The sequence below is a fragment of the Desulfuromonas sp. CSMB_57 genome (genome assembly GCF_020194955.2).
GTDB lineage: Bacteria > Desulfobacterota > Desulfuromonadia > Desulfuromonadales > Syntrophotaleaceae > JAFCIY02.
The window spans coordinates 175056-190195 of sequence record NZ_JAFCIY020000023.1 but is presented as its reverse complement, the minus strand read 5'-3'; the positions used below and the strand labels follow the sequence as shown (position 1 = coordinate 190195).

At 60.6% G+C, this 15140-nt stretch carries 13 protein-coding genes; 7 read left to right on the top strand and 6 right to left on the bottom strand.

Annotated elements, in window-relative coordinates:
- Positions 1-353 precede the first annotated feature (353 nt).
- The 6 genes from nifJ to JQN68_RS06930 all read left to right on the top strand — a co-directional run bounded on the left by nifJ (position 354) and on the right by JQN68_RS06930 (position 7755).
- A complete protein-coding gene (gene nifJ, locus JQN68_RS06955; RefSeq protein WP_225072892.1) occupies positions 354-3911 on the top strand; it encodes a pyruvate:ferredoxin (flavodoxin) oxidoreductase in 3558 nt (1185 codons plus the stop codon).
- A gap of 70 nt (positions 3912-3981) precedes the next feature.
- Positions 3982-4479: a 5-(carboxyamino)imidazole ribonucleotide mutase gene (purE, locus tag JQN68_RS06950; protein ID WP_225072891.1), complete on the top strand. Its 498-nt coding sequence runs from the start codon at positions 3982-3984 to the stop codon at positions 4477-4479.
- A gap of 300 nt (positions 4480-4779) precedes the next feature.
- Positions 4780-4971: a 4Fe-4S binding protein gene (locus tag JQN68_RS06945; protein ID WP_225072890.1), complete on the top strand. Its 192-nt coding sequence runs from the start codon at positions 4780-4782 to the stop codon at positions 4969-4971.
- Positions 4972-5147: 176 nt separating this feature from the next.
- Positions 5148-6281 (top strand): 2-oxoacid:acceptor oxidoreductase subunit alpha, encoded by a 1134-nt coding sequence (locus JQN68_RS06940; RefSeq protein ID WP_225072889.1) that lies wholly within the window; start codon positions 5148-5150, stop codon positions 6279-6281.
- Positions 6282-6283: 2 nt separating this feature from the next.
- Positions 6284-7099, top strand: a complete 816-nt coding sequence (locus tag JQN68_RS06935; protein WP_225072888.1) for a 2-oxoacid:ferredoxin oxidoreductase subunit beta — start codon at positions 6284-6286, stop codon at positions 7097-7099.
- Between the two features lie 107 nt (positions 7100-7206).
- Positions 7207-7755 carry a 2-oxoacid:acceptor oxidoreductase family protein gene (locus JQN68_RS06930; protein ID WP_225072887.1) on the top strand — a complete coding sequence of 183 codons (549 nt, stop codon included), beginning with the start codon at positions 7207-7209 and terminating at the stop codon, positions 7753-7755.
- 32 nt (positions 7756-7787) lie between these two features.
- On the opposite strand, the gene JQN68_RS06925 is transcribed toward JQN68_RS06930, so the two are convergent.
- Positions 7788-8741, bottom strand: coding sequence for a class 1 fructose-bisphosphatase (locus tag JQN68_RS06925; protein WP_225072886.1), 954 nt, complete (start codon positions 8739-8741; stop codon positions 7788-7790).
- Between the two features lie 118 nt (positions 8742-8859).
- Between JQN68_RS06925 and JQN68_RS06920 the strand changes: the two genes are divergently transcribed.
- Positions 8860-9219 carry a hypothetical protein gene (locus JQN68_RS06920; RefSeq protein WP_225072885.1) on the top strand — a complete coding sequence of 120 codons (360 nt, stop codon included), beginning with the start codon at positions 8860-8862 and terminating at the stop codon, positions 9217-9219.
- A 64-nt stretch (positions 9220-9283) separates the two neighbouring features.
- Here JQN68_RS06920 and JQN68_RS06915 read toward each other — a convergent pair whose 3' ends face one another.
- The 5 genes from JQN68_RS06915 to JQN68_RS06895 all read right to left on the bottom strand — a co-directional run bounded on the left by JQN68_RS06915 (position 9284) and on the right by JQN68_RS06895 (position 15120).
- Positions 9284-9505, bottom strand: a complete 222-nt coding sequence (locus JQN68_RS06915; RefSeq protein ID WP_225072884.1) for a hypothetical protein — start codon at positions 9503-9505, stop codon at positions 9284-9286.
- 233 nt (positions 9506-9738) lie between these two features.
- Positions 9739-10470 carry a TorF family putative porin gene (locus JQN68_RS06910; RefSeq protein WP_225072883.1) on the bottom strand — a complete coding sequence of 244 codons (732 nt, stop codon included), beginning with the start codon at positions 10468-10470 and terminating at the stop codon, positions 9739-9741.
- A 56-nt stretch (positions 10471-10526) separates the two neighbouring features.
- Positions 10527-11879: an ammonium transporter gene (locus tag JQN68_RS06905; RefSeq protein ID WP_225072882.1), complete on the bottom strand. Its 1353-nt coding sequence runs from the start codon at positions 11877-11879 to the stop codon at positions 10527-10529.
- Between the two features lie 34 nt (positions 11880-11913).
- On the bottom strand, positions 11914-12252 hold the full coding sequence (locus JQN68_RS06900) for a P-II family nitrogen regulator (protein WP_225072881.1): 339 nt from the start codon (positions 12250-12252) through the stop codon (positions 11914-11916).
- A 450-nt stretch (positions 12253-12702) separates the two neighbouring features.
- Positions 12703-15120 (bottom strand): Lon protease family protein, encoded by a 2418-nt coding sequence (locus JQN68_RS06895; RefSeq protein WP_225072880.1) that lies wholly within the window; start codon positions 15118-15120, stop codon positions 12703-12705.
- Positions 15121-15140 lie beyond the last annotated feature (20 nt).

Below are 15140 nucleotides of genomic sequence, written 5' to 3'. Positions count from 1 at the left end.
GCCCGGTCTGCAGGACATGACGCCAAGACCCCGTGGTTGGGCCGGGCGCCGACCAGGATTCGGTCCGCCCGACAAGGAGTTTCCGCCCTTTCAAAACCTGTCCTTCAGAAAGGTTGCGGTCATTTTTGGCCATCGGCAAAAATCTCTTGACGGGCGCCGATGGTTTCCGTTAACTTACGAATCAAAATATACGAAGTTTTTTACGCGAAAGAAGAAGTACTACTTCTCGAGGGAATTGTCAAGTCTTTCGCTGAAGCGGCAACACAGGACAAGTTTTTCCGATTTCGGGACAGAACGAAACCACGCTCTCATAGAGCCGCCATACCAAAATCCGACCAGCAGGAGGAGACTTCATGACGCGCAGACTGAACACCATTGACGGCAACACCGCCGCCGCGCACGTTGCCTATGCGACCAACGAGGTGATTGCCATCTACCCCATCACCCCGTCGTCCAACATGGGCGAAATTTCCGATCTGAAAAGCGCCAAGGGTGAAAAGAACATCTGGGGCACCGTGCCCATCGTCACCGAGATGCAGTCCGAAGCGGGTGCCGCCGGTGCGGTGCATGGCGCCCTGCAGGCCGGCGCCCTGACCACGACCTTTACCGCCAGCCAGGGCCTGTTGCTGATGATTCCCAACATGTTCAAGATCGCCGGCGAACTGACGCCGACGGTGTTTCATGTTTCGGCGCGGGCCCTCGCCGCGCAGGCCCTCTCCATCTTCGGCGACCATTCCGACGTCATGGCCTGCCGCTCCACCGGCTGGGCCATGCTGTGCTCCAACAATGTCCAGGAGGTCATGGACCTGGCCCTCATCGCCCAGGCCTCGACCCTGCGCAGCCGGGTGCCCTTCATTCACTTCTTCGACGGTTTCCGTACCTCCCATGAAGTGCAGAAGGTCGAAGAACTGAGCCACGACGACATGCGCGTCATGCTCGACGACGACCTCATCGCCGACCATCGGCAGCGCGCCCTGTCGCCGGACCATCCCGTCATTCGGGGCACCTCCCAGAATCCGGACGTCTATTTCCAGGGCCGTGAATCCGTCAACCGCTACTATCAGGCGACGCCGGCCATCGTCGCCGAGGAGATGGAGCGCTTCGCCCGCCTGACCGGCCGCCAGTATCGCCTGGTCGATTACGTCGGCGCGGCGGATGCCGAACGGGTCATCATTCTCATGGGCTCCGGAGCGGACACGGTCCATGAAACCGTCGAAGCCCTGGCCGCCCGGGGCGAGAAGGTCGGTCTCCTCAAGATCCGTTTGTACCGGCCGTTCCCGGCCGAGGCGCTGCTGGCCACCCTGCCGGCGACGGTGCGCAAGATTGCCGTGTTGGATCGGACCAAGGAACCGGGTTCCCTGGGCGAGCCGCTCTATCTGGATGTCTGCGGCGCCCTCGGCGAGGCCTTCGCCGCCGGCCACAGCGCCCTGTCCGCCATGCCCCGGGTGGTCGGCGGCCGCTACGGCCTCGGCTCCAAGGAATTCACCCCGGCCATGGTCAAGGCGGTATTCGACAACCTCAAGGACGATGTGCCGAAAAACCATTTCGTCATCGGTATCGAGGACGACGTCTGCGGTACCAGCCTGAGTTACGATCCGGCCTACTCCAACGCCAAGAGCGATCTCTACTCGGCCCTGTTCTACGGCCTGGCCTCAGACGGCACCGTCGGCGCCAACAAGAACTCCACCATGATCATCGGCGAAAAGACCGACTACCAGGTACAGGCCTATTTCGTCTACGACTCCAAGAAGGCCGGCACCATCACCACCTCCCATCTGCGCTTCGGCAAGGCGGCCATCCGCTCGCCCTACCTCGTGGACCGGGCCGATTTCGTCGCCTGTCACAACTTCACCTTCCTGGAGAAGTGCGACATGCTGTCCAAGGCGCGGGAGGGAGCGACCTTCCTGCTCAACTCCCTGTATGATCAGGATCAGGTGTGGAATCAGCTGCCGCGCGAGGTCCAGGAGCAGATCATCACCAAAAAGCTGCGGTTGTTCGTCATCAATGCCGGCAAGATCGCCGATGACATCGGCCTGGGCGGCCGCATCAACGTCATCATGCAGACCGCCTTCTTCAAGATTTCCAACATCATCCCCTTGGAAAACGTGCTGCCGGCCATCAAGGACGCCATCCATAAAAGCTACAGCAAAGCCGGGGACAAGGTCGTCGCCATGAACTGCCAGGCGGTGGATGCCGCCCTGGAGAACCTTTTCGAGGTGCCGATTCCGGCCGCCGCCGACAGCGCCCTGCAGCGTCCGCCCATGGTGGCGGCCAATGCGCCGCCCTTCGTGCAGGAGGTGCTGGCCACCATCATCGCCGGCAAAGGGGACAGCCTGCCCGTCTCCCGCATGCCTTCGGACGGAACCTTCCCGACTGCCACCTCCCGGTATGAAAAACGCAACATCGCCCTGGAAATTCCGGTCTGGGACGAAGAACTGTGCGTGCAGTGCGGACTCTGCTCCTTCGTCTGCCCCCATGCCACCATCCGCATGAACATCTACGCTCCGGAATGCCTGCAGGGGGCGCCGGCCACCTTCAAATCCGCCGAAGCCCGGGGCCAGGAGTACGCCGGCATGCGCTGCTCGGTGCAGGTGGCGCCGGAGGACTGCGTCGGCTGCGGCATCTGCGCCGAGGTCTGCCCGGCCAAGAGCAAGGAAAATCCGGAGCATAAAGCCCTGACCATGGCCTTCAAGGTGCCCCTCAGGGAGCAGGAAGCCCACAACTGGGATTTCTACCTCGGCCTGCCGGCCCTGGATGCCGCTCGGATCAAACGGGACACCCTCAAGGGCAGCCAGCTGATTACCCCGCTGTTCGAGTTCTCCGGAGCCTGCTCCGGTTGCGGTGAAACGCCCTATCTCAAGCTCATGTCGCAGCTGTTCGGCGATCGGGCCCTGGTGGCCAACTCCACCGGCTGCACCTCCATCGTCGGCGGCAATCTGCCCACCACCCCCTGGGCGACGCGTCAGGACGGTCGGGGCCCGGCCTGGTCCAACTCCCTGTTCGAGGACACGGCGGAATTCGGTTTCGGCATGCGCCTGGCCGTGGACAAGCTGACCGTGTCGGCCCGCGAACTGCTGGCCCAGCTGCAGAACTGCGGATGCCGCGTCTGCGGAGCCATGCGGCCGCTGATGGCCGAGATCCTGGCGGCCGTACAGGACAGCCAGAGCGCCATCGAAGCCCAGCGGGAACGGGTCGCCAACCTCAAGGAGAAACTGAAGGACTGCACCGAACCGGCGGCGAAAAAACTCCTGACGGTAGCCGACTACCTGGTTCAAAAATCGGTCTGGTGCGTGGGCGGCGATGGCTGGGCCTACGACATCGGCTACGGCGGTCTGGACCACGTCATCGCTTCGGACAAGAACATCAACCTGCTGGTCCTCGATACCGAGGTCTATTCCAACACCGGCGGCCAGGCCTCCAAATCCACGCCCCTCGGGGCCGTGGCCCAGTTTGCCGCCGGCGGCAAGAATACCCCGAAAAAGGACCTCGGCCTGATGGCCATGGCCTACGGCACCGCCTACGTGGCCGGCGTCTCTCTGGCCAACCCGGCCCAGGCCATCAAGGCCTTCCTCGAGGCGGAGGCATTTGACGGACCGTCGCTGATCATCGCCTATGCCCACTGCATTGCCCACGGCATCAATATGACCACCGGTATCGACACCCAGAAAAAGGCCGTCGCCTGCGGTCACTGGCCCCTGTTCCGCTACAATCCGGCCCGTGCCGACGAGGGTCTGAACCCCCTGCAGTTGGACAGCAAGGAACCCACCCTTTCCTTCGAGGATTTCGCCAACACCCAGAATCGTTTCCGGGTCTTGCGGCGCAGCAATCCCGAAGCCGCTGCGGAGCTTATCGCCCGGGCCAACGCCTGGACCAAGCGCCGGCAGGCGCTGTATCGCAAACTGGCTGAATAACGACGGAACCGAATTATCAACCACCTGCGGGTGAGGCGCGCCTCGCCCGCAGGTTCAAGGAGATCAATAGATGAATCCCCAAGTCATGATTGTCATGGGCAGCGACTCGGACTACCCGGTCCTGCAGGAAACCGAGCAATTGCTCAAAAAGTTCGACATTCCCTTTGAGACCCATGTCGCCTCGGCCCATCGTGCACCGCACAAGGTTGCGGCCCTGTCCGAACAGGCAGCGGCACGCGGCATTCGGGTGATCATCGCCGCCGCCGGCCTGGCTGCCCACCTGCCCGGCGTGGTGGCGGCCGGCACGGTCCTGCCGGTCATCGGCGTGCCCATGGGCGGCGGCCCTCTGAATGGTGTGGACGCCCTCTACTCCATCGTGCAGATGCCGGCCGGCATCCCCGTCGCCACCATGGCCATCGGCAAGAGCGGAGCCCGCAACGCGGCCCTGTTGGCGGCTCAAATGCTGGCCCTGGCCGATCCCGCCCTGACCGAAAAACTGCTCGCCCATCGTCGGCAAATGGCCCTGGAAGTGGAAGAAAAAGACCAGCAACTTCAGCAGTCCCGGTGAAGTTCCTTCGTCACCGGGAATGTGCTCACCAGCTCAATAAAGCCACGGCATTTAGCCGTGGCTTTAGCTTAACAGAGCGGTTCGGAACAGGGGGTTGCAAGACCCTGTGCCACTGCGGCTGATTAGTGGCAACGGAACCGCGGCAAAAAAAATTGGCACTTTGCCCGGCAGCGTGCTAGCATGCGCGATGGGCCTGGGATGGCCGCTGCCTCGAATCGGCAGGTCGGCGGTACCCGGATTACCATGTTCACCCCATCCGGAAGGCCCGGATGGCAAACGGGTTGGAAGGAGATATGGGCCATGAGCAGCCCGAGACTGGAAATTATCGAACGCTACTGCAAGGGATGCAGTATCTGCGTGGAGTTTTGTCCCACCCATGTTCTGGAAATGGATGGCTTTCTGGCCACGGTGGTGCGCCCCGAGGCTTGCATCGGCTGCATGCAGTGTGAACTGCGCTGCCCCGACTTCGCCATCAAGGTATATAAGGAGTAACCGTTCACCCGCCGCGGAGAAGGGGCTCGCGCCCCCACGCGAGGGCCGCATGCCGCCATGCCTGGAGTTTGGCCGGCGCCATCCGGGCGCCGGACACCTTCGGCATGGGCGCCCCGAGCCCCTTGCTGAACAGTTGCTAAAAGGATTGACAGCTTTTCCGACAGGAGGTTTCACAGGTGGCAAAAAAGGTTGCTCTGCTCCAGGGAAATGAGGCCAGCGCATACGGAGCCTTGTACGCCGGATGCCGGTTTTTCGGTGGTTACCCCATCACGCCATCCACTGAAGTGGCCGAAGTCATGGCCGTCGAACTGCCCAAGGTCGGTGGCAAATTCATCCAGATGGAGGATGAGATCGGTGCCATGGCCTCGATTCTGGGCGCGTCCCTGACCGGCGCCAAGGTCCTGACGGCCAGCTCCGGCCCCGGCATGTCCCTCAAGCAGGAACTCATCGGCTATGCCTGCATCGCCGAAATTCCGTGTGTCATCGTCAATGTCATGCGCGGCGGACCCTCGACGGGCATGCCCACCGGGCCCAGCCAATCGGATATCATGCAGGCCCGCTGGGGCACCCATGGGGATCATCCGACCATCGCCCTGGTGCCGGCATCCTGCCAGGAAATCTTCACCGAGACGGTCCGTGCCTTCAACCTGGCCGAAATCTACCGCATGCCGGTACAGGTGCTGCTGGACGAAATCAACGGCCACATGCGCGAACGCATCGAGCTGCCGGAACCCGGCGAATTGGAAGTCCTCGACCGGGCGGCGCCGTCGGTGCCCCCCGAGCAATATCTGCCCTTTGATCCCAGCGTTGGGGATGTCCCGCCCCTGGCTGCCTTCGGTTCCGGCTACCGGTTTCACGTCACCGGCCTGAACAAGGCCCCCGATGGATTCCCGACCACCCGGGCGGAACTGGTGGATGCCGAAGAACGCCGCCAGCTGCGCAAGATCGAGGCGGCCCGCGATCTCATCGAAAAGAACGAGGAATATCTTCTGGACGACGCCGAAGTGGCGGTCATCGCCTTCGGCACCATCAGTCGCTCGGCCCGGCACGCGGTCAACGCTTTGCGTGAGCAGGGCATCAAGGCCGGCCTGTTCCGTCCCATCACCCTGTGGCCCTTCCCGGAGCGACGCGTAGCGGAATTGGCCAAACAGGTCAAAGGCATGCTGGTTCCGGAAATGAACCTCGGCCAACTGGTGTTGGAGGTGGAACGGGTGGTCAAGGGAGCCTGCTCCGTGTCCAGCCTCACCCGGGTCGACGGCGAGCCCATCACGCCGGACCAGATCATGGAACAAATCAGGGAGGTGTGCTAGCCATGGCCTTCAATTACGAACAATATCTGCGACCGGGCAAATTGCCCCACATCTGGTGTCCCGGATGCGGCCACGGCATCGTCCTCAAGGGACTGCTGCGGGCCATGGACGCCTGCCATCTCGACAAGGATCGCACCGCCGTGGTATCCGGCATCGGCTGCGCCAGCCGTCTGCCCGGCTATGTCGATTTCAATACCCTGCACACCGCCCATGGCCGAGCGGCGGCGTTTGCCACCGGCATCAAGCTGGCGCGGCCGGAAATGACGGTTTTGGTGGTCGGTGGCGACGGCGACGGCGTGGCCATCGGCGGCAACCATTTCATCCATGCCTGCCGCCGCAACATCGACATGACCTACGTGCTGTGCAACAACTATATCTACGGCATGACCGGCGGCCAGTTTTCGCCCTGCACCCCCATGGGCGACAAGGCCTCCACCACCCCTTACGGCAATCCCGACCCGACCTTCGACATCGCCAAGCTGGCCATTGGCGCCGGCGCCACCTTCGTGGCCCGCACCACCGCCTTCCATGCCACCCAGATCGACAAACTGATCGCCGAGGGCATCCGTCACAAGGGCATGTCGGTCATCGAGGTGCTGGACGACTGTCCCACCGCATTCGGTCGGCGCAACAAATTCCGTTCCGTGGTGGAAATGATGAAGCGCTTCAAGGAGACCGCCGTGCCGGCGGCCACGGCCGCCAAGATGAGTGCCGAGGAATTGCAGGGCAAAATCGTCACCGGCATCCTGCACCGCGAAGAGCGTCCCGAATACTGTGAGCAATACCAGCAGGTCATCGATCGCGCCCGGGGCGCATGAAATATTCCAAAGCAGCAGGTGCCTCATTCAGCAGTCATGGAGAAGGGTCTCCCGTCCCCCAGACCGAGACCTTTTCGTGAACAGTTCCACAGAGCAAGGAGCAAGTCGTGTCCAGACGCTATGAATTGCGTTTTTCCGGAGCCGGCGGCCAGGGCCTGATCACCGCCGGCATCATTCTGGCCGAAGCCGCCGCCATCATCGAAAATCAGTATGCCGTGCAGTCCCAGAGCTATGGTCCCGAAGCGCGCGGCGGAGCTTCCAAATCGGAGGTCATCGTTTCCGACGGCCCCATCGACTATCCCAAGGCCACCCTGGTCGATGCCTGCCTGGCCCTGACCCAGGAAGCGGCGGACAAGTATTCCGACACCATCAAAAGCGGTGGCCTGCTGCTGGTGGATGAGGATTTCGTCAAGGCTCCACCCCAAGGAGATTTCAAGGTAGTGCGCCTGCCCATCATCAACACCGCCAAGAACGATTTGGGCCGGGCCATCGTCGCCAACGTCGTTGCGCTGGGAGCGATGGTCGCTCTGACCGGCGTGGTGCGGCGCGAGTCAGGCGAAGAGGCGGTGCTGCGCAAGGTGCCGGCGGCTTTCGCGGAACTCAACAAGAAGGCCTACAATGCCGGCTACGACCGGGTCAAGGCCCTGCTGGGCTGAGGGCATGGCGGGGGCGGGTCCGGGACCCGCCCCTACAATTCGCCGCGGCCTTCCTGGGCGATGAAAGTCTCGGCCAGGGTCACATCCTCCCGGCAGCCGCAGAAGAAGGGCCGCACCTCATCCAGTTTCTCCGGCACCACTTCCAGCACCCGCCCGCGACCGGTGGACGCCGCGCCGCCGGCCTGTTCCACCAGCAAGGCCATGGGGTTGAGTTCGAACAGCAGGCGCAATTTGCCCTGAGCCGCACCCTGCAGATGGGGATAAAAAAAGATCCCGGAGCCCTTCATCAGCAGTTGGTTGATATCCGGCACCAGGCCGCCGCTGTAGCGCAGTTTCACCCCGTTCGCCTCCAGTTCATTGACCAGACGCGTGGTTCCCGCCGTATACCGGCTGCGCAGGCCGCCCGGCGCGTAGATGGTGGCCTTCGGCGCCATACGGACATTGCGCCGTAGCAGGGTATATTCCATCAGCTGGTTCATGCCGAACTCATGCACCCCTTTGCCTGTGGTATATACCAGGGTGGTGCGCGGACCATAAAGGATATACAAGGCCGCCGCCTGGCGGATGCCGGGCTGCAGCACATCGGCACCCAGGTAAATGGAAGCGATGGTACCCACCGCCAGGTTCACATCCACCAGAGAAGAGCCGTCCAGGGGATCGTAGGCGACGGAATAATTGCCGGAGCGATGAGGGGCGACGGCCACGATTTCCCGGCCTTCTTCGGAAGCGACATTGGTCACCACCCCGGACTGGGCGAGGCGCTTGCGCATGATGCGATCGGACAGCACATCGAGGGTCAGTTGCTGTTCGCCATACAGGTTGGAGGTACCGGCCACGCCCAGATCGCCGGTACGGATGGAGTTGATGATGTACTTGGATGCCTCGGCGATTTCGCAGATGAGATGAATCAGGGCCTCCTCTTCGCCCTCCTCACGCAGGTAACGACGCAGATCGATATGGAACTTGGTCTTGCCGGCCTCCAGCATAAACGCCTCCCTTTCCTGCCGGGCCTGCACCGCAGGGGCCGGCCCGGCTTGACGGCTCCATTGCGGATGCTAATATTTTTATCATATTTTCCCCATTTGCCAAAAACCGGGAGGCAGCATGGACGAACCCTTCGATAACAACGGCAGAAAAAAAACCACTTCCGAGAAAATCTGGGATTCCACCCGCAAAACCTTGCACATGGCGACTTTTCAAGCCGGCAAGTACAAGCGCATCGTCCAGAAAAAGATCGATCTGGCCGCCCTGCATCGCAAAATCGATGCGTCCCACAACGATTTGGGTCGCTTGATCGACGAGTTGCGCGAGCAGCAAATCGCCGACCTGCTTGCAGCGGAAGAGGTACAGGCCCTGTTCTTCCGCCTGGACGGGCTGAAACAGGCCGCAGCGGAAATCGAAGCGGAAATCGAGGACATCAAGGAAGAGACGGAGGAACGCCCACCGGAACCGGGTGAGCAATGACCGGGCAGAAAAATAGATGAAAAAGACCGGCGACCTCCACTCAGGGGTCGCCGGTCTTTTTTTATCAGCGGGTGTGTTTCAGAGGTCTCGGTATGCTGTGAAGTCGATTGTCCTTGATTTCACGGTCCTGCTTTTTCATGGCGGATTGAATTTCGTCCTCCACTTCCGCCAATTCCTCGGCATGCCGTTCCATGATTTCCAGGTCGGCATCGAGACGTTCCACATCCTTCTTTAAAGCTTCTTCAGGTGTTGGGCGGTTCGTGTCCGATTTTTTCCCTTGGGTCATAATTCCTCCTGCTGACGGCTGGTTGTTCGGTCCCGGGCAACATGCCCGGGTTATGCAACAGTTCCGGTTCGCGAGGCTTACCCTGGTACGACGAGTATACCACAGGGTTGCGAAACAAGGGGCAAGGGGATGGAAAAGCCCGCACCGCAGCTTGGATTTCGGAGTGAACCCGACATGAGAAGGGGCCGCCTTCCCGTTTCGGAAAGACGGCCCCGCATCCATGGTAGGAAGGGTCAGAAGTTGAAGGTGAGGTTCAGTGCACCGATGGTTTCCGTATTCACTCCGGCGTCCTTGGCGGCGCTGCAGATGCCGGAGGAGAAGATGAAGGTCGGGCTGAGGGTCAGTTGGTCGGTGAGGGCGTAATCCAGGCTGGCGCTCAGTTCGTAGTTGTGGAATCCGGAATAATCTCCGACACTGTAATCGGAATGCAGATTGTAGGAGACCAGGGCCCCCAGGTTGAGGGCCAGCTTGTCCATCAGCTCGAAGGTGTGACTGACATCAAAGGTAAAATAAAGACCTTCCTCGTCTGCGGCGTCCCAGTCCCAGTAGAGATTTACGGTCGGAGCCAGCAGAGTATTGACGGTCAGCCCGGCGAACAGTTCATTGGTGTCCTCGGCGCCATCCAGGCCATACCAGATATTGCCGACGTTCACGGAAACCAGGTCACCGAAATCGTGGGCATAGCTGATAATGACGTCGGTTTCGTTCATTTCTCCGGACTTGTAGTTGTCGCCGCTGGTCAGCTGCCAGTTGTGCCAGGTGCTCAGGGTCCAGCCGCCGGAGGTGAGGTCGATGCCGCCCTGAATGGTTGGCCGGCTGTCACTGAGATTGAATCCGCGCCACAGGTATTTGCTCCAGACTCCGACATAGACATCGCCCTCGACTTCGATGGCGGCCGCGGCCGGCTGGCTCAATCCCAGACCGAGTACGGCGGCGAACAACAGAACAACGCTCCATTTTTTCATTTTCAAGCCTCCTTGATGGAAATGTCCCGAGCGGCGCACCGCTCGGGAGCGGATGATCATTTGGTGGTGCCGTTGACATTCTCCTGACCGGGAGAGAACACCGTACCGAGGCGTACGGTCTGGAAGTCCGCATAGGCATTGGCGCCGTGCTCGGTGAAGTCGAGGCCGGCCATCTCCTCTTCCTTGGACACCCGCATGCCGATGACCAGGTCGATGAGTTTGAAGAGAATCAAGCCGGTGCCGAAGGCCCAGACGAATATGGCACCGATGCCCAGGAGCTGCACGCCGACCTGGTTCAGAGAGAAACCGGCGCTGTCGAACAGACCCGCGGCCAGGGTGCCCCAGGCGCCGCAGACGCCATGCACCGATACGGCGCCGACGGGGTCGTCCACCCGGATGCGGTCGAAGAACAGGACCGAAGCGAACACCAGCACCCCGGCGATGGCGCCGATGATGATGGCGGATACCGCGCTGACATTGGCGCAACCGGCGGTGATGCCGACCAGGCCGGCCAGGGCGCCGTTCATGGTCATACCGATATCGCTCTTGCCGAACTTGATCCAGGTCGCAAACATGGCGGTGATGGCGCCGGCGGCGGCGGCCAGGGTGGTGGTTACCGCAATGATGGCGATGGAGGTATCCCCGACCGTTGTGGAACCGGGGTTGAAACCGTACCAGCCGAACCAGAGCAGGAAAACGCCCAGAGCCGCCAGAGGGATGTTATGACCGGGAATCGGCTTGACCCGGCCGGCCTTGTCGTATTTGCCGAGACGGGGGCCGACGACGATGGCCCCGGCGAGGGCCAGCCAGCCGCCGACGGAGTGCACGACCGTCGATCCGGCAAAATCGATGAAGCCCAGGTTTTCCAGCCAGCCGCCGCCGTGGAACAGCCCGCCCCAGGCCCAGGAGCCGGAGATGGGGTAGATGATGGCCGATACCAGGGCGGAATAGACCAGATAGGCGCTGAACTTGGTCCGCTCGGCTACCGCCCCCGAGATGATGGTGGCCGCCGTCGCGGCAAAAACCACCTGGAACATCCAGAAGGCAAAGTTCCAGGGTGCATCATCGCCCGTGGCCCCACTGAAAAAAAAGTCGGTAGTGCCGAAAAAGCCGTTGGAAGTACCGAACATCAGGCCGAACCCCACGGCCCAGAAGGCGATGGAACCGACGGAAAAGTCCATCAGATTTTTCATGATGATGTTGCAGGCGTTCTTGGCCCGGGTGAAGCCCGTCTCGACCATGGCGAACCCGGCCTGCATGATGAACACCATGAATGCCGCTACCAGGGTCCAGACGAAATTCAAATTGTTCTGTACATCTTCCGCCGTAACCGGTACTTCGTCCGCCAGACCGGTGGCCGGAAGGGCCAGCAGCAGCGCAACCGCCAGATATTTGCTGAATCGTTTCACGTCGCTACCTCCTCGGATTATGTGAAGCCTGGCTTTACAGGGCTTCCGGACCGGTTTCGCCGGTACGAATGCGAACCACCTGTTCCACGTCGTAGACAAAAATCTTGCCGTCGCCGATGGTTCCGGTTTTGGCCGCATTCTGCACGACCGTCACGACTTCCTTGGCCTGATCGGCGCGAATCACCAATTCGATTTTGATTTTGGGAATGAAGTCGATCTGGTATTCAGCGCCACGATAGAGTTCGGTATGCCCCTTTTGCCGGCCGAAGCCGCGAACCTCGCTCACGGTCATGCCGCTGATCCCCATGCCGGCCAGAGCTTCCTTGACATCTTCGAGCTTGAAGGGCTTGATGATGCATTCGATTTTTTTCATGGGCTGCTATCCTTCCTTCCAATTACCCCGGTGGTGCCGGGAGAGAGGTGGTGGTCCAGGCGCTCCGGATACGCCTGGCTCCTTGGCAAAAACGGTAATGGGCGAATGCTTTCGGAAAGGTCCGCAGGACTTGCGCTCCCAGACATTTCCGCGTTTTGAGCTCGTGTCTTTCCTATCGCACAGCATGTGCCAAAATATTTTCTATAATAATTTCGTACACTTAAAGTTTTTATAGGGAATTTATTGATGAATAATTAAGCAAATCGGAAGGAAGATTTCAGGAATGCTGAGCATTTATGCGGCAGGTTTCAAAGCCTCGACAGCAGCTAAGCAGAAATGCAGGCGGGAAGGGACCTCAAACGGGCGGCCGACGGCCCAAACCGTCGACCGCCCGGGATGGAGCGGAGGGGCCGACGGTTTGGAGAAAGCCACGCCGCCGGCGGCATGTTATCAGGTAGTGGGACGTTCGTTCTTTTCCTCTGGTCGGCCAAAAGTACGCACGGTTTCGGCCATCCTGAGCAACCGCTGATTGACCAGATCGTTGACCGACCCTTCGGGCCAACTACCATCGTCGAGTCGTTGCCCGGTCGGCATGCCGGTCAGAATTTCGAGACCCTCATCGACATGGCTGACGGCCCAGATGCTGAACCGGCCCTGTTCGACGGCATCGATGATCTCCTGTTTCAGCATCAGGTTCTGCACATTTTGCACCGGGATGATCACCCCCTGGCGGCCCGTCAGTCCCTGCGCCTTGCACACGGCGAAAAAACCTTCGATTTTTTCGTTCACTCCACCGATGGGCTGCAACTGCCCCCGCTGGTTGATCGATCCGGTGACGGCAATGCCCTGCTGCAGAGGCTTATCCGCCAGGGACGACATGATGGCAAAAAACTCCGCCGCGGAGGCGCTGTCACCCTCGACCCCGCCATAGGACTGTTCGAAACAGATGGAAGCCGCCAGAGTCAAAGGCTTGTCCTGGGCGAAGCGATCCCCCATCAGGCCGCCCAGAATCATCATTGCCTTGTCGTATATGGGGCCGGACAGCTTGGCCTCCCGTTCGATGTTGATCACACCGCCCTTGCCGAGAAAGGTCCGGGCGGTGATGCGGGACGGTTTGCCAAAGGAATAATCTCCCATCAGGTACACCGACAGACCGTTGACCTGACCGACCACGGCGCCGTCCGTATCCACCAGAATGCGGCCCTCTTCGATATTTTCCTGGATCAGGTCCTCGATTTTGTTGGAACGATAGACTTTCGCCTCTACGGCCAGGGCCACATGGTCCGCGTTGACCAGGGCGGCATCCTGCTGCCGCGCATAGAAGGACGCCTCCCGGATCAAATCGGTGAGATCGATGAAGCGGCAGGACAGGCGTTTCTTGTCCTCGATGAGGCGGGCGGCATGCTCCACGACCCGCGCCACCCCCTCCGGACCGAAGGGCAGCAACTCTTCCTTGCGGCACTGGGTGGCGACGAACTGGGCGTATTGATGGACGTTCTCCCAGGTATTTTTCATCATGCCGTTGAAATCGGCCTTGACCTTGAACAGCTTGCGAAAATCGGGGTCCAGCTGATACAGCAGGTAATAAAACAGGGGGATGCCGATGAGAATGACCTTGCATTGCAGAGGAATCGGCTCCGGCTTGAGGGACACCGTGGCAATGAGTCGATACTGCTCGGCCATATCCTCAATCTTGATGACCTGGTTGCGCAGGCAGCGCTTCAAGGCCTCGTAGGAAAACAAGTTGATTAACACTTCTCGGCAATCGAGGATCAGGTAGCCGCCGTTGGCGCGGTGCAGGGCACCCGACTTGATCATGGTGAAGTTGGTGGTGGCGTTGCCCATCTGGATAATGTGCTCGATGCGCCCGAACAGATCGAAGTAGGTCGGGTTCGTCTCATAGATGATGGGCGCGCCCTTGAGTTCGCTGTTGTCGACCAGCAGGTTGATCTGGTAGCGCTCGAAAGACGGTTCCTGGCGGGCCATGCGACCCCCGGGCAGGGCGATCTGCGGCCCTCCGCCGGGGCGAAATTCCTCCACCCGGCCGAGGAGATCCTGCCGGGTGTTCTCGAAATGCGCCAGCACCCGCTCATGGCCCTGATAGGTTTTTTCAAGGTCCTCGAACAGGTGGGCCAGGGCGTTGTCGAGCAATTTTTTCTCCATTTCCAAGGTGGCGGCCCGCATTTCCTTTTCGAGTTCGACGATCTGCCGCAGGGTGTCGTTAAGCAGGCCCTGCAGTTCACTGCCCTTGTTTTCGTAAGTGTTTCGTTCCTCTTCGGACAGGTCGGCGAACTCCTGCTGGGACAGCGGCTCGCCGTTGCGGACCGGCACCAGCACCAGGCCGCCGACGGTGCGCTGCAGCAGGAAACTTTCGGCATTGACCCGCTCTTCCAGGGCCTGAACCAATTTCTTGTTTTTTTCCTGGGATTCGCTGGCAATGGCGTTTTTCGCCTGTTCGTATTCCTTGCTCTCAAAAACCTTCGGGATGGCTTCCCCGAAGTGGCTGATCAATTCTGCCATGTCCGTCTGCAGCGCTTTGCCCAAGCCGGCCGGCAAGCGAATCCAGCTCGGCCGGTCGCCATCCCGAAAATCATGGACATAGCACCAGTCGTCCGGCACCGGTTCGTCCGGCGCCCGGCGCTCCAGAATCCGCTTGATGGTCGAAGAACGACCGGTACCCGGATCGCCGAGGATGAAGACATTGAATCCCGACGAATCGATGCTAAGTCCGAATTCGATAGCCGTCAGAGCGCGATCCTGGCCGATGGTTTCGTCGGGACACTTCAATTCTTCCGTTGATGAGAATTCGAACTGGGCCGGGTCACAACGCCAGGTGAGTTCCTGGGTAGCCAATCGATACTGTTCCATGCCAAACCCTCTCTGTCTGA

Coding starts and splice junctions, on each gene's coding strand:
- nifJ (WP_225072892.1), top strand. CDS start 354: ATGACGCGCAGACTGAACACCATTGACGGCAACACCGCCGCCGCGCAC.
- purE (WP_225072891.1), top strand. CDS start 3,982: ATGAATCCCCAAGTCATGATTGTCATGGGCAGCGACTCGGACTACCCG.
- JQN68_RS06945 (WP_225072890.1), top strand. CDS start 4,780: ATGAGCAGCCCGAGACTGGAAATTATCGAACGCTACTGCAAGGGATGC.
- JQN68_RS06935 (WP_225072888.1), top strand. CDS start 6,284: ATGGCCTTCAATTACGAACAATATCTGCGACCGGGCAAATTGCCCCAC.
- JQN68_RS06925 (WP_225072886.1), bottom strand. CDS start 8,741: ATGCTGGAGGCCGGCAAGACCAAGTTCCATATCGATCTGCGTCGTTAC.
- JQN68_RS06920 (WP_225072885.1), top strand. CDS start 8,860: ATGGACGAACCCTTCGATAACAACGGCAGAAAAAAAACCACTTCCGAG.
- JQN68_RS06915 (WP_225072884.1), bottom strand. CDS start 9,505: ATGACCCAAGGGAAAAAATCGGACACGAACCGCCCAACACCTGAAGAA.
- JQN68_RS06910 (WP_225072883.1), bottom strand. CDS start 10,470: ATGAAAAAATGGAGCGTTGTTCTGTTGTTCGCCGCCGTACTCGGTCTG.
- JQN68_RS06900 (WP_225072881.1), bottom strand. CDS start 12,252: ATGAAAAAAATCGAATGCATCATCAAGCCCTTCAAGCTCGAAGATGTC.
- JQN68_RS06895 (WP_225072880.1), bottom strand. CDS start 15,120: ATGGAACAGTATCGATTGGCTACCCAGGAACTCACCTGGCGTTGTGAC.